The following is a 13,201-nucleotide window of genomic DNA, read 5'->3' on the forward strand; positions in this document are numbered from 1 at the left end:
CAACATACTTACCGTATAGCACAGCACGCCGGGTCAGACCAGCGTGCGGTAAAGGTCAGGCAGGGACGGGAAGGGCGATATTGTGATAAACCGGCCAGCTAAAACAGAAACGCGCGCCGCCCAAATCGCTCTCGTCGCAACGCACCGTGCCGCCCATGGCCTGCGCGATGGAGTACACGATTGCCAGCCCCAGCCCGCAGCCGCCCGTTGCGCGGTCGCGGCTTGGATCGAGGCGCACAAACGGCTCAAACACTTTCTCGCGCTCGTCTTCAGCAATGCCCGGGCCGTCGTCCTCAACGGACAGGCTCGCCTGATTGCCCTGTATATTCAGCGCGATGCGCAGCGTGCTTTCGCTATAGCGCATGGCGTTATTCATCAGGTTATCCAGCACACGCTCCATCAGGCGCATATCCAGCGCGCCGTAATCACCTGGCGTGACGGCGGTCAGCAGGGTGCGCTGCGGGTTAACGCTCTGCACATCGGCAATATGCGCTTGCAGCCAGAGGGGCAGGTCGGGGGTGGTCAGGTTTAGTTCGTTTTGCGGACGGTCGAGGCGCGCGTAGGTGAGCAGCTCCTCAATCAGCGCTTCAAGCTGGCCGATATCGCGGTTAAGCGCCTGAGATTCCGCCTCGGTGAGGTTCTCGCTCATCTCCAGCCGATAGCGCAGGCGCACCAGCGGCGTGCGCAGCTCGTGGGCAATGCCGTCGATCAGCTGCTTTTTACTGGCAATCAGCGCGTTAATATTGTCGGCCATCTGGTTAAAGGCGATGCCCAGACGGTCAAAGCTGGATCCGCTGTCAAAATGAATGCGTTCGCTGAAATGCCCCTCGCCAAAACGCTGGGCGGCGGATTCGAGCCTCAGCATGTCCTGCCAGTGGGGGCGCATCCAGATAAACACCGGGAACGCCAGCGAAATGGCGATAAACGCCATCAGCGCCATGTCCAGCAGACGCATCTGGTGCAGATAATAAAGGTAGGGCACCGGGCCGACCGCCAGCACATAGTGGCTGCGCGGAATACGCTGGATAAAGGTGTACTTCTCGTCCAGCGCCACGATGTCCCCGTCGCGCAGCCGCTGCATGGTGGACGGATCTAAGTCGAAATCTTTCATCGGCTCGATACCCAGATCGAACGACAAATTGAGATCCAGCTCTTTCAGCGTGCGCGCCCAGTCGTGGGGCGGTATTTCACGCAGCTCGCTGCGCATCAGGTAGAGCGAGCTTTTCATCAGATCGTCCAGCGACTGTCGGCCTGCGCGCTCGGCGGTAAATTTATAGACCAGCCCGACCAGCATGGTCATCACCAGGAAGCAGACAAACAGTAAAAGATAAAACTGCACAAACAGCTTCTTCATGAAATATCACCGACGATCAAAGTGTTAGCGACTCCGCGCTGCGCCCTGAGCAGGGTAAAAATCAGCCTGCTTCTCTGGTGCGCGTTTCTGCTGGCAGAGTACACTGGAAATCCCCTTTCTGCATCAGATGATACTAGCGATTATTTTTGCTCAGCAATAAACGTAGCAATTTATTATTTGCTAAAAAAAGGGCATAAGTTTTGGCAAAACGCCACGCTTATGCCCGCTTTGTTACATTATCAATTACTGACTGTCGTTATATCGCAGTAATAATGGATTTGTTGAAAATCCGTGAGGACATTTACGCGCGTTACAATGTATTGAATAAGAACAGGTATCCGTTTCGAGGTTTTTGTTAAAAGGACAGGCCATCTTATTTTTTATCTCTTCCCATAAGGTATCATTGTAAGGTGAAACGTTGTAGAGCGTAATGTGGGTGAAAATACCGTTGATAAAGACGCCCTCTTTAGAGGGGTGGATCCTGTCGCCAGGCAATAAGTAGATGTCACTTTCATACCAGATTATCAATCTCAGCAACCTCAATCCTACGATGTGTGAATAAACGATCCCGGTGCTCGGGCATATTACAGAACTCAGCACTCTCCATGACATCATACTTCTCTCCATCTACGATTTAAGGGCTGTAATAGTGTTTAGCACGAGAAGGGTTAACGATCAAAGCGGTAACTTATTGATATTGATCAGTATTTTACATTGCGCCCCGACAGCCCCTTATGTTTCAATGATATAGAAAATTATCGCATCGAGTTCTTTACAAAATATTAAAGATAATGATCGTTTGACTGTCTGATTTTTGATCGTTTGTTACTTGTCTGCTCGCTGCATATCCTGTGCGATTCGCGATAATTCCCAGGATATATAATGTTTCACAAACTTGTCTTTAATTGGATTATTATTTCGTTGCGTGATTAATTAATAATTTTATTTTGAGGTTAACGGGTAGGTGAGCCTTCCGTCATAATTTCGCTTGCGGTGATCCTGAAAGGGCTGCCGATTTCATTTTTTTATCGCTTATAAGGCATGAAATCGGTTCAGCAGGCAGGGGAAATCTCAAACCGCCGCTACCGACGGTTTTCATTGGCCGTCCGGGCGGGTTACATGGCTTCCGAGCTGCGTTTTACCTTAGCGATAAGGCTTTCTGTCACGGACAGGCCTTCTGTGATATCCGCGTCAATGACGGATGTACCAAACTGGTTGATTAAATCAAGAAGCGTTTCGTAGGTCTGAATGAGTTCGAGAAGGTTGAAGAGTGCTTTTTGGTCAGAGCTGGTGGGCAAATGCTGGCAGGCAGTTGTCTGATGAACAATCCACTCAAGATTGGTCTTTATCTTTTCTATGTCATCGTAGCTATACATATGTCATGGGCTTAAATCCTCACTTCAAGATTTTTTGAGAAAAATGCGTCTATGGCTTCCTGTAAGCGAAGCTAAAAGGGCGATATTCAACGATAAAATGTAGCGGCTTTCGCCGGGGCGGGGGAGCGGTAGGTGCGTTTCCTTATGATAACGCTGCTACTGGCAAAACCCGTTAGGAATGGTCTGATGTATGACTTAATTATGCAGTTGTGTGAGCAGATAGCAAGGAACCTGCTACACGGATTAAAAATAAATACCTGCTTTAAGTGAAATCGTTACGTTTCCCAGGCATGTGGCGCGAATAAATAGCCTTTGTTGCGAACGGTTTTTATACGATATGGCTCGGTGGCGCTATCCAGCAGTTTCTTTCGCAACCGCGAAATCGCCACGTCAACGCTGCGATCCATACCGTCGTAACTGACGCCGCGCAGGTTTTTCAGTAGCGCATCTCTGTCCATAATCTGTCCGGCGTGGGTCGCCAGCTCCCATAGCAGGTCAAAATCTGCCGTTGAAAGCGCGATTTGCTCGCCGGATAACAGCACCTGGCGGTTAACGGGATCGATAGAGAGGGTGCCGAAACGCATCGCTTTGTGCGGGGTAAGCGACGGCGCGGGCGTTTCGCGCTCCACGCTTGCACGCTGGCGCAGATGCAGCCGCAAGCGGGCAAGCAGCACGGCAGGAGGCGTGGTTTTCAGGATGTAGTCGTTAGCCCCCATCTCCAGCGAGAGAATATGGTTCATATCGCTGTCGAGCGAGGTAAGCAGCACTATCGGGCCGTCCCAGCTGGCGCGCAGGTCGCGGCACAGCGTCATCCCGTCTTTGCCGGGCAGCATGATATCCAGCAGCACCAGATCGGGGTTTTCGCGCATTACCACCTCTTCGGCACGATCGCCCCGAGGCTCAACAATCACGTCCATATCGTGTTTACCCAGATAGGCGGCGATCAGCTGACCCACCTCAGGCTCATCTTCTACATAAACAATCTTATTCATACAGCGTCTGTGTTCGCGAAAAATGCCAACATACACCGCACAACCTTAACCTTCCATTAATCTTTCGCAAATAACCGCAGTTCCGCTATTCTGGTGCGCATTGTTACTTGATTGTTATAGGGAAAAGCATGGGGCTGGTGATAAAAGCCGCGTTGGGTGCGCTGGTGGTCTTATTGATTGGGATTCTGGCAAAAACGAAGAACTACTACATTGCCGGGCTGATCCCGCTCTTCCCGACCTTTGCGCTGATTGCGCACTATATCGTGGCGTCGGAGCGGGGCATCGAGGCGCTGCGCACCACCATCGTGTTCGGGATGTGGTCAATCATTCCCTATTTTCTCTACCTGCTGTCGCTGTGGTACTTCACCGGCGTGATGCGTTTGCCGCTGGCGCTGGGCGGAGCCGTTGTCTGCTGGAGCCTCAGCGCCTGGGTATTAATCTTTTTCTGGAGCCGCCTCCACTAGCGTAGCGGGCGACCGCCATCAACGGCGAAGGTTCTTCCGGTGACGTAACAGCTGGTCAGCAGATAGTCGATAAGATCGATAATCTCTTTTTCACCAGGTGCGATTTTCATCAGCGATTTATTCAGCGCCTGCTGGCGATATTCGGCGTCATCTCCCTCGTTAAACAGGATCAGCGAGGGCGCAATGGCGTTCACTTTTACCTCCGGCGCCAGCTTGCGCGCGAACGAGCGGGTCATATTATCCAGCGCGGCTTTACTGGCCGCGTAGGCGATATGCTTGTCGCTACCGCGCTCCACCACGTAATCGGTAAAGTGAATAATATCGCTTGCCGCATGTCCGTGACCGCGTAACAAATCCTGAAGCGCATGGTTAAGCAGGTACGGGGCGTTAACGTGGATCTGCATCATGCACGCGAGCGTATCGCTCAGGGACGTGCCCGGCTTCTCTGCCAGCCAGGCGCTGGCGTTGTGAATAATCGCCCGCAGCCCGTTGGTTTGCGATTTTACCTTCTCTGCAAAGTCGAGAATGCCCGCATCGCTGGAAAAATCGGCCTGAATGCAGACCGCGCCGGCGCTGCGCAGCCCGTCAATCGACGGATAGTCGTTGCGATAGCTGACGATCACCGGATGGTGAAGATTGAGAAAATGATGGGCGATGGCGAGGCCGATGCGACGGCCTGCGCCTGTGATGAGAATAGGGCGGTGCGGTGATTTTCCCATCGTAGTCTCCTTTCCGTTCAACAATGGGAAAGCGGCGCTATCCCATTAACATCCACGTGGCCGGTACGGCAGCAACCAGCAATAAGCCAATTAGCGCCATCTCGCGGCGTTTGAGCGCGTTGTCCAGCTGATGCGTACGACGTGCATAGATAAACACCAGCAGGCCCGGCGCGTAGAGCACCACTGACAGCAGCAGGTGCATCGGGCCGGAAGCATACAACAACCATAGCCCGTAAATACAGGCGCCGATACCCACGGCGTAGTGCGCCGGGCGGGTGGCGATCTTCAGCAGATATGCACCCACCAGGAAATAAGGTACCAGAATCATCTCGGAGGCGATGGTCAGCAGGGTGTTATAGTCCGAACCTGTGAGCCAGATCAGCACCAGACACACCTGCACGCTGATGTTGGTCAGCCACAGAGAGGCCGACGGCGCGTTGTTTTTATTCTGACGCGCAAACAGGCGCGGGAACGCCTTGTGCGTGGCCGCAAGGAAAGGCACTTCCGCCGCCATAATTGTCCAGCTCAGATAGGCTCCGCACACGGACACAATCAGCCCGGCGGCGATGACCACATCCCCCCAGGGACCGAGCATTTTCACCATCAGTCCGGCCATCGACGGATTACGCATTTCAGCCAGCTCAGGACGCGCCACCACGCCCAGAGAGAGCAGGGTCACCAGCAGATACACGCCCAGCGCGGCGAGAACCGCCAGCAGCGTCGCCCGGCCCACGTCGCGCTTATTGCGCGCACGGGCGGAAACCACCACCGCACCTTCCACGCCGATAAACACCCACAGGGTGATCAGCATGGTGTTTTTCACCTGTTCCCAGACCGGGACGCCCAGCGCAACCCCCGTAAAGTCGAGGTTAAAGACGTCCATGCGGAAAGCAATAAACGCCAGCACCACAAACAGGCCGAGAGGAACCAGTTTGGCCAGGGTCGCGACCAGGTTGATACTGGCCGCGGTTTGCACGCCGCGCAGCACCAGCCAGTGGACGAACCACAGCAGCACTGACGCGCCGACGATGGACTGCCAGGTGTTGCCATCACCGAACAGGCGCAGCTCGGGGGTATCGGTAAAGAAGCTCAGGGCAGAGAAGACGATGACCAGATAAGAGACGTTGGCGATAACCGCGCACAGCCAGTATCCCCATGCGGAACAGAAGCCGATCAGCTCACCGAAGCCTTCACGGGCATAGGTGAAAATGCCGCCGTCGAGGTCGGGGCGAATACGGGTCAGCAGCAGCATGGCGAAGGCCAGCATTAAGATCCCAACGCCGGTGATCCCCCAGCCAATCAGTAACGCGGCAGGGCTGGCTACCGCCGCCATGTTCTGCGGCAAACTGAATACGCCTGCACCCAGCATTGAGCTTAAAACAAGTGCAGTTAAAGCACTCAGGCCAAGTTTCTTTTCCATTGGCTTCCTGTTATGAAAGTTCTCAATCCAGAATAATTATTTCGCAAAGGCGCATAAAAATGGTGGATCACACTAAGGCGCGGGATTTTACGGAGAGTCACGAAGTCATGCAATGATGTGTGACAGAAATCAGAAAAAAAGTAACAAAAAAGGCGGCCTGGGGCCGCCCGTGTGAAAGCGTTTTGTTACTTGTACAGATCGGCGCTGATGGTCACGTTGTTACCACGTTCCTGCCACTGGCGGGTGATGTGGTAGAACTTCGCCCCTTTCTTCGCCGCGCGTTTCGCGACCTGATAAGAGACTTCCGTCATGTTGCCGTAGTTACCGGTGAACTTGACGCTGTCGAACGGCACCATCTGCGCGGCGGTGGCGTTGTTCAGCTCTTCAATTTTGGTCCCGTCCGGCAGGGTCACGGAGTAACGACCGCCTTTGGTGGACTGGGTTTCGAAGAAGCGGCCCACTTCAGCGCTTGGTGCGGCAGAGGTCGCCACGCCCGGGATTTCCACTTTCTTCGCTTCTTCACCGCCTTTCGCCAACGCCGCACGACCCGCGTCGGAGTTCGCCGGGATCACGTCAGGGCTTTGCAGGACGCGTTTTTTCGCATCTTGTTTATAGATGAACGCGGTAATGCGCTGGTTGCCGCCCTGGTTCGCATCAACCTGACGCACGATATAGAAAGCGTAAGCGTCTTTCTTTTTCGCGGCTTTGGTGATGGCGTCGTTTACTTCAGGCTGGCTGCGGTAAAAGCCCTGAACGGTGACGGTGTCGTAAGGCTCCAGCAGAATTGCCTGATCTTTTGGCAATTCAACCACGCCGTTAATCACGCGGTTTTTCGTCGCGTCGGCTTTCGGCGCGTCGTCTTTATACAGCGCAATGGTCACGCGCTGGTTACCGCTGTTGCCGTAGTCAGACTGATCGACAACGTAAAATGAGGCTGCACCGTTTTTATCGGCAGTTTTTGATGCGGCTGCGACGGCGTCGCTAATCGCGTTGTAACGACCCACAATGACCGCGTGGTCAAAAGGTTTTAACGCTGCCGCTTGCTCCGGCGTTAACTCTGTCGCAGCATTCGCGGACAGGGCGGTCGCGGAAAGAAGTGCGGACGCCAGGAGTGTGTTCTTAAGCTTCATAAAAATAATCCTTCGCCTTGCGCAAACCATATACTGGTAATGTTGTTAATTTGAAACGGCCTCGATTATTGCATTTATAACCCGTCGCTGTCTGCGCCATTTTTCACAGCCTGTGCGCCGTGCAGAACATGATCCGATAACATTTGGTGATATGTTGAAAAAACAGACGTTTGACAAGCAAAACTGATAAAGCATATGACTTATACAAGTTAATTTAATGTTAATGAGTTGTTCTGATATGGCGCTATATCATGTTTTTACCGCTCCGCTTGCGCGATTTATCGGTTGTGGCAATGAATTTAAGGTAAATATCTCTGCCAGAGGCGCCGTTCGCTTATTTTTCACAGATAAAGTAAGAAATAGTGTTTTCTGGCGGTAGATCGCAGGCGTTATTTTCAGTAGGTTATAGAAAGTTTGTTACTGTTTTATTTTCCGGGGTTAATCATTTGTCGCCGCTATCAGGATGGCGAAAGTTGAATCAAATCTCGGGTATTTATCGACAAACCATCATCAATAACCGATGGAAGGGAAAACTATGCGTATTGGGGTACCAAAAGAACGGTTAGCCAATGAAACCCGCGTAGCGGCAACACCGAAAACGGTGGAGCAACTGCTTAAACTGGGTTTTACCGTCGCGGTTGAGAGCGGCGCGGGCAAACTGGCAAGTTTCGACGACGACGCGTTCGTTCAGGCCGGAGCTGAAATAGTCGAGGGTGCAGAGGTATGGCAGTCGCCCGTCATTCTTAAGGTGAACGCACCGGAAGAGAGTGAAATTGCGCTGCTGAATCCGGGCACCACGCTGGTGAGCTTCGTCTGGCCTGCACAAAACCCGGAGCTGATGGAGAAGCTGGCGGCGCGCAACGTGACCGTGATGGCGATGGACTCGGTGCCGCGTATTTCGCGCGCGCAGTCTCTGGATGCATTAAGTTCGATGGCGAATATCGCCGGTTATCGCGCGATCGTCGAAGCGGCCCACGAGTTCGGACGCTTCTTTACCGGCCAGATCACCGCCGCGGGCAAGGTTCCCCCTGCGAAAGTGATGGTCATCGGCGCTGGCGTGGCCGGTCTTGCGGCGATTGGCGCGGCAAACAGCCTCGGCGCTATCGTGCGTGCGTTTGACACCCGTCCGGAAGTAAAGGAACAGGTTCAAAGCATGGGCGCCGAATTCCTCGAGCTGGACTTCAAGGAAGAGGCGGGCAGCGGTGATGGTTACGCGAAGGTGATGTCTGAAGCCTTCATTAAAGCGGAAATGGAACTGTTTGCGGCGCAGGCGAAAGAGGTCGATATTATTGTCACCACCGCGCTGATCCCGGGTAAACCGGCACCGAAGCTGATCACCCGCGAAATGGTTGATTCCATGAATCCGGGCAGCGTGATTGTCGATCTGGCGGCGCAAAACGGCGGTAACTGCGAATACACCGTGCCAAACCAGGTGACGACTACCGCGAACGGCGTGAAGGTTATCGGCTATACCGATCTGCCTGGCCGTCTGCCAACCCAGTCTTCCCAGCTTTACGGCACCAACCTCGTTAACCTGCTCAAGCTGCTGTGCAAAGAGAAAGACGGCAACATCACCGTTGATTTCGACGACGTGGTCGTGCGCGGCGTAACGGTGGTGCGCGAAGGTGAAATCACCTGGCCTGCGCCGCCAATTCAGGTTTCTGCCCAGCCTCAGGCGGCACCAAAAGCGGCACCGGAGCCAAAAGAGCCTGCCAAACCGGCTTCCCCGTGGCGCAAATACGCGATCATGGCGCTGGTGATAATTCTGTTCGGCTGGCTGGCAGACGTCGCGCCGAAAGAGTTCCTCGGTCACTTCACCGTCTTCGCGCTCTCCTGCGTAGTGGGCTACTACGTGGTGTGGAACGTTTCTCACGCGCTGCATACGCCGTTAATGTCGGTCACTAACGCCATCTCCGGGATCATCGTGGTCGGGGCGTTGCTGCAAATTGGTCACGGCGGCTGGATCAGCTTCCTGAGCTTTATCGCGGTGCTGATCGCCAGTATCAATATTTTCGGTGGTTTCACCGTGACTCAGCGCATGCTGAAAATGTTTCGTAAAGGCTAAGGGGTAGCATATGTCTGGAGGATTAGTAACAGCCGCATACATTGTTGCTGCGATCCTGTTTATTTTCAGTCTGGCGGGGCTTTCGAAACACGAAACCTCCCAGCAGGGTAACAACTTCGGTATCGCCGGGATGGCGATTGCGCTGATCGCCACCATCTTCGGGCCGGACACCGGTAACGTTGCATGGATCCTGGTGGCGATGATTATCGGTGGTGCTATCGGTATTCGCCTGGCGAAGCGCGTTGAAATGACCGAAATGCCTGAGCTGGTGGCGATCCTGCACAGCTTTGTGGGTCTGGCCGCGGTGCTGGTAGGCTTCAACAGCTACCTGTATCACGAACCGGGCCTGGAGCCGATTCTGGTCAATATCCATCTGACCGAAGTGTTCCTCGGCATCTTCATTGGTGCGGTGACCTTCACCGGCTCCATCGTGGCGTTCGGCAAACTGCGCGGCAAGATTTCGTCTAAACCGCTTATGCTGCCTAACCGTCACAAGCTGAATCTGGCGGCGCTGGTGGTGTCGTTTGTGCTGCTGGTGATCTTCGTGCGTACCGAAAGCGTGGGCTTGCAGGTTCTGGCGCTGCTGGTGATGACCATCATCGCGCTGGCCTTCGGCTGGCATCTGGTGGCCTCTATCGGCGGAGCGGATATGCCGGTGGTGGTGTCGATGCTGAACTCCTACTCCGGTTGGGCAGCGGCGGCAGCGGGCTTTATGCTGAGCAACGACCTGCTGATCGTGACCGGTGCGCTGGTGGGTTCTTCCGGTGCGATCCTGTCTTACATCATGTGTAAGGCGATGAACCGTTCGTTTATCAGCGTGATCGCTGGCGGTTTCGGCTCCGACGGTTCCTCAACGGGCAGTGATGAAGAAGTGGGCGAGCACCGCGAAATCAGCGCGGAAGAGACCGCTGAGATGCTGAAAAACTCGCACACGGTCATTATCACCCCGGGCTACGGCATGGCGGTGGCGCAGGCGCAGTATCCGGTGGCTGAAATCACCGAAAAACTGCGCGCGCGTGGGATTAAGGTGCGCTTTGGTATTCACCCGGTTGCCGGACGTCTGCCAGGCCACATGAACGTACTGCTGGCGGAGGCGAAAGTGCCTTACGACATCGTGCTGGAAATGGACGAGATCAACGATGATTTCTCCGATACCGACACGGTGCTGGTCATCGGCGCGAACGATACCGTTAACCCGGCGGCGCAGGACGATCCGCGCAGCCCAATCGCCGGAATGCCGGTTCTGGAAGTGTGGAAGGCGCAGAACGTGATTGTCTTCAAACGCTCGATGAACACCGGCTATGCAGGCGTTCAGAACCCGCTGTTCTTCAAAGAGAACACCCACATGCTGTTTGGCGATGCGAAAGCCAGCGTGGATGCGATTCTGAAAGCGCTGTAATCTTTTCGGGTATCTTTAAAAAAAACCGCTCTTCGGGGCGGTTTTCCTATTTCTGCCGCCGGCTCACTCTCCCTGTCTATACTTTTAGCTTTGCTTAAGACGAGGAGGTGTAATGCAATTTCTGTCCCGCTTCGACATCATTGAACTGATGATGGCGCCAACATTCTGGGTGGGCGTCGCCACGGTCGTCATTGTGACCCTGCTGGTGTACTGGCTGCTGACGCGCCTTATCGCCTTCGTGAAGAAGGGCATCACCACCTGGGGCGACAAGCATCCGTCGACTAACCGGATGCGCTTTGTGCTGACGGATATGCTTAATCGCACCAGTCGGATCCTGCTGTTTGTGGTCGCGCTGCTTTTCAGCCTGCGCTTCGTTAACCTGCCGGACCATCTTTTTAGCACCGTCAGCCACGCCTGGTTCCTGGTCTTCGCTATTCAGGTCGCGCTGTGGATGGATCAAGGGGTTGTCTCCTGGTTACACCACGTCATGCTGGCGCCGGGCACCCATAAAAACCCCGTTACGCTGGTGATCACGGGGCTGATTCTGCGCGCTATCGTCTGGTCAGTGATGCTGCTGTCTATTCTTGCCAATGCGGGCGTCAACATCACTGCTCTGGTTGCGAGCCTTGGGGTAGGGGGTATCGCGATTGCGCTTGCGGTGCAAACCATCCTGAGCGATGTTTTTGCCTCGCTGTCGATCGGCTTCGACAAGCCGTTCGAAATCGGTGATTTTGTGGTGTTTAACGACGTGGCGGGTACGGTTGAACACATTGGCCTGAAAACCACCCGCATCCGCAGCCTGAGCGGCGAGCAAATCGTCTGCGGGAACGCCATCCTGCTTCAGCAGACGCTGCATAACTACAAGCGTATGCAGACGCGCCGCATTGTGTTCACCTTCGGGGTCGCGAGCGACACGCCGCCGGACAAGCTGCGCTCCATTGGCGATATGGTTAAACAGATCATTACGGACGTGGGGGAAACCAAATTCGACCGCGCCCATTTCCTGGGTTTCGATCGCGACCGTCTGACCTTTGAGGTGGTCCATATCGTGAACACCGCCGATTACAATAAATACATGGATATTCAGCAGGAGATTAATATCCGTATTCTGGAAGGGCTGAACCAGCAGGATATCAACCTGGCGCTGCCGAGCATGGTGCTCCACGCGCCCTGGATGAATGCCGGGGATGATTCGCCCATGCAGCCGGTGACCGACGCGCGATAAAAAAAGCCCGCCTGATTGGCGGGCTTTTTACTGCCGGGTGGCGCTAACGCTTACCCGGCCTACGGTCATGTAGGCCCGGCAAGCCTGCGCCGCCGGGCGTCGTGGGTTAATCGTCTTCGTCGTCGTCCAGCTCAACCGGCGTTTGATACTGATCCGGCTTAATCACCAGAAGGTCGCAGCGCAGGTGGTCGATAACCTGTTCGGCGGTGTTGCCCAGGAAGGCGGCGGAGATCCCGGTACGGCCAATGGTGCCCAGCACCACAATCCCGGCCTGAAGATGTTCTGACAGGTCAGGAATGACCTCTTCAGGCAGGCCTTTTTCAACGTGCGTCATTTTCTCATCGATGCTGAATTTCTGGCGCAATGCTTTCATCGCCAGCAGATGCTGCCCGCGAATGGCATCGTTATAGACGCTTGGATCAAATTCAGGCAGTTCGATGGCGATGTTGATTGGCGTGACAGGGTAAGCGCCGACCAGATGGACCTCGGTATGGTTAACCTGCTCGGCAAGGTGAAGGGTTTCTCTCACCAGCTTCTCGTTCAGAGAATTATGATAATCCTCTTCGCTGGCAAGGTTCACCGCCACCACGGCTTTCCCGCCTTCCGGCCACGGCTGGTCTTTTACCATCCACACCGGGCAAGGGCATTTGCGCAGCAGATGCCAGTCGGTTGGGGTGAAGATCACGGATTCCAGCTTGTCATGCTGGTGCGCCATCTTCAGCAGCAGATCGTGATTACCGCTGACAATTTCCTGAATGATGGCTTCGAAAGGTCGGTTATGCCAGACCACTTTGATTTCGATAGGCACGCCCGCTTCCAGGTAAAATTTCGCCTGTTCGCGGATCCACGCGGTTCGCTGGCTGATGACGCCCTGACGCATTGCGGTGCGCTCGTCAGGCGACAGAAGGGTGGTCATCTCATATGAGAAGTCATAGATCGGCAAAAACGCTTTGATTTTGCCACCAATCCGTTGATGCAAATACACAGCACGTCGTAATGCGGGCTGATCGTCCTGGTTAGGATCGATTGCTACCAGCATGTTTTGATAGTTGGCCAT

12 protein-coding genes are annotated in these 13,201 nt (G+C 54.5%); 4 read left to right on the forward strand and 8 right to left on the reverse strand.

Annotated elements, in window-relative coordinates:
- Nucleotides 1–55: 55 nt before the first annotated feature.
- From rstB to rstA, 4 genes are all read right to left on the reverse strand, one after another.
- Nucleotides 56–1,354: a two-component system sensor histidine kinase RstB gene (gene rstB / locus ACSVHP_RS01080; protein WP_447550684.1), complete on the reverse strand. Its 1,299-nt coding sequence runs from the start codon at nt 1,352–1,354 to the stop codon at nt 56–58.
- A 243-nt stretch (nt 1,355–1,597) separates the two neighbouring features.
- Nucleotides 1,598–1,981 (reverse strand): anti-adapter protein IraM, encoded by a 384-nt coding sequence (gene iraM, locus ACSVHP_RS01085; protein ID WP_420536319.1) that lies wholly within the window; start codon nt 1,979–1,981, stop codon nt 1,598–1,600.
- Between the two features lie 488 nt (nt 1,982–2,469).
- Nucleotides 2,470–2,730, reverse strand: a complete 261-nt coding sequence (locus tag ACSVHP_RS01090) for a hypothetical protein (protein ID WP_447550685.1) — start codon at nt 2,728–2,730, stop codon at nt 2,470–2,472.
- 275 nt (nt 2,731–3,005) lie between these two features.
- Nucleotides 3,006–3,722 (reverse strand): two-component system response regulator RstA, encoded by a 717-nt coding sequence (gene rstA, locus ACSVHP_RS01095; protein ID WP_417313739.1) that lies wholly within the window; start codon nt 3,720–3,722, stop codon nt 3,006–3,008.
- A 128-nt stretch (nt 3,723–3,850) separates the two neighbouring features.
- Here rstA and ACSVHP_RS01100 point away from each other — a divergent pair, with 128 nt between their 5' ends.
- On the forward strand, nt 3,851–4,186 hold the full coding sequence (locus ACSVHP_RS01100) for a GlpM family protein (RefSeq protein WP_447550686.1): 336 nt from the start codon (nt 3,851–3,853) through the stop codon (nt 4,184–4,186).
- Here ACSVHP_RS01100 and folM read toward each other — a convergent pair.
- The 3 genes from folM to ydgH all read right to left on the reverse strand — a co-directional run bounded on the left by folM (nt 4,183) and on the right by ydgH (nt 7,455).
- Nucleotides 4,183–4,905 (reverse strand): dihydromonapterin reductase, encoded by a 723-nt coding sequence (gene folM / locus ACSVHP_RS01105; RefSeq protein ID WP_447550687.1) that lies wholly within the window; start codon nt 4,903–4,905, stop codon nt 4,183–4,185. The two genes, ACSVHP_RS01100 and folM, sit on opposite strands and share 4 nt — an antisense overlap.
- 37 nt (nt 4,906–4,942) lie before the next feature.
- Nucleotides 4,943–6,325 carry an amino acid permease gene (locus tag ACSVHP_RS01110; protein WP_447550688.1) on the reverse strand — a complete coding sequence of 461 codons (1,383 nt, stop codon included), beginning with the start codon at nt 6,323–6,325 and terminating at the stop codon, nt 4,943–4,945.
- A 185-nt stretch (nt 6,326–6,510) separates the two neighbouring features.
- A complete protein-coding gene (gene ydgH / locus ACSVHP_RS01115) occupies nt 6,511–7,455 on the reverse strand; it encodes a DUF1471 family protein YdgH (protein WP_447550689.1) in 945 nt (314 codons plus the stop codon).
- 535 nt (nt 7,456–7,990) lie between these two features.
- Between ydgH and pntA the strand changes: the two genes are divergently transcribed.
- The 3 genes from pntA to ACSVHP_RS01130 all read left to right on the forward strand — a co-directional run bounded on the left by pntA (nt 7,991) and on the right by ACSVHP_RS01130 (nt 12,144).
- Complete coding sequence (gene pntA, locus ACSVHP_RS01120; protein ID WP_234675252.1) at nt 7,991–9,520, forward strand: Re/Si-specific NAD(P)(+) transhydrogenase subunit alpha; 1,530 nt, start codon at nt 7,991–7,993, stop codon at nt 9,518–9,520.
- Between the two features lie 10 nt (nt 9,521–9,530).
- Complete coding sequence (gene pntB / locus ACSVHP_RS01125) at nt 9,531–10,919, forward strand: Re/Si-specific NAD(P)(+) transhydrogenase subunit beta (protein WP_447550690.1); 1,389 nt, start codon at nt 9,531–9,533, stop codon at nt 10,917–10,919.
- 112 nt (nt 10,920–11,031) lie between these two features.
- The gene (locus tag ACSVHP_RS01130) at nt 11,032–12,144 is read left to right on the forward strand and encodes a mechanosensitive ion channel family protein (RefSeq protein WP_234675254.1); all 1,113 of its coding nucleotides are present in this window, start codon (nt 11,032–11,034) and stop codon (nt 12,142–12,144) included.
- Between the two features lie 106 nt (nt 12,145–12,250).
- On the opposite strand, the gene uspE is transcribed toward ACSVHP_RS01130, so the two are convergent.
- On the reverse strand, nt 12,251–13,201 hold the full coding sequence (gene uspE / locus ACSVHP_RS01135; protein WP_234675255.1) for a universal stress protein UspE: 951 nt from the start codon (nt 13,199–13,201) through the stop codon (nt 12,251–12,253).

The sequence above is a fragment of the Enterobacter sp. 186315 genome, from assembly GCF_053290175.1.

Bases quoted from the DNA above. Each gene is read 5' to 3' on its own strand.
- rstB (WP_447550684.1), bottom strand. From the start codon at position 1,354: ATGAAGAAGCTGTTTGTGCAGTTTTATCTTTTACTGTTTGTCTGCTTC.
- iraM (WP_420536319.1), bottom strand. From the start codon at position 1,981: ATGGAGAGAAGTATGATGTCATGGAGAGTGCTGAGTTCTGTAATATGC.
- ACSVHP_RS01090 (WP_447550685.1), bottom strand. From the start codon at position 2,730: ATGTATAGCTACGATGACATAGAAAAGATAAAGACCAATCTTGAGTGG.
- rstA (WP_417313739.1), bottom strand. From the start codon at position 3,722: ATGAATAAGATTGTTTATGTAGAAGATGAGCCTGAGGTGGGTCAGCTG.
- ACSVHP_RS01100 (WP_447550686.1), top strand. From the start codon at position 3,851: ATGGGGCTGGTGATAAAAGCCGCGTTGGGTGCGCTGGTGGTCTTATTG.
- folM (WP_447550687.1), bottom strand. From the start codon at position 4,905: ATGGGAAAATCACCGCACCGCCCTATTCTCATCACAGGCGCAGGCCGT.
- ACSVHP_RS01110 (WP_447550688.1), bottom strand. From the start codon at position 6,325: ATGGAAAAGAAACTTGGCCTGAGTGCTTTAACTGCACTTGTTTTAAGC.
- ydgH (WP_447550689.1), bottom strand. From the start codon at position 7,455: ATGAAGCTTAAGAACACACTCCTGGCGTCCGCACTTCTTTCCGCGACC.
- pntA (WP_234675252.1), top strand. From the start codon at position 7,991: ATGCGTATTGGGGTACCAAAAGAACGGTTAGCCAATGAAACCCGCGTA.
- pntB (WP_447550690.1), top strand. From the start codon at position 9,531: ATGTCTGGAGGATTAGTAACAGCCGCATACATTGTTGCTGCGATCCTG.
- ACSVHP_RS01130 (WP_234675254.1), top strand. From the start codon at position 11,032: ATGCAATTTCTGTCCCGCTTCGACATCATTGAACTGATGATGGCGCCA.
- uspE (WP_234675255.1), bottom strand. From the start codon at position 13,201: ATGGCCAACTATCAAAACATGCTGGTAGCAATCGATCCTAACCAGGAC.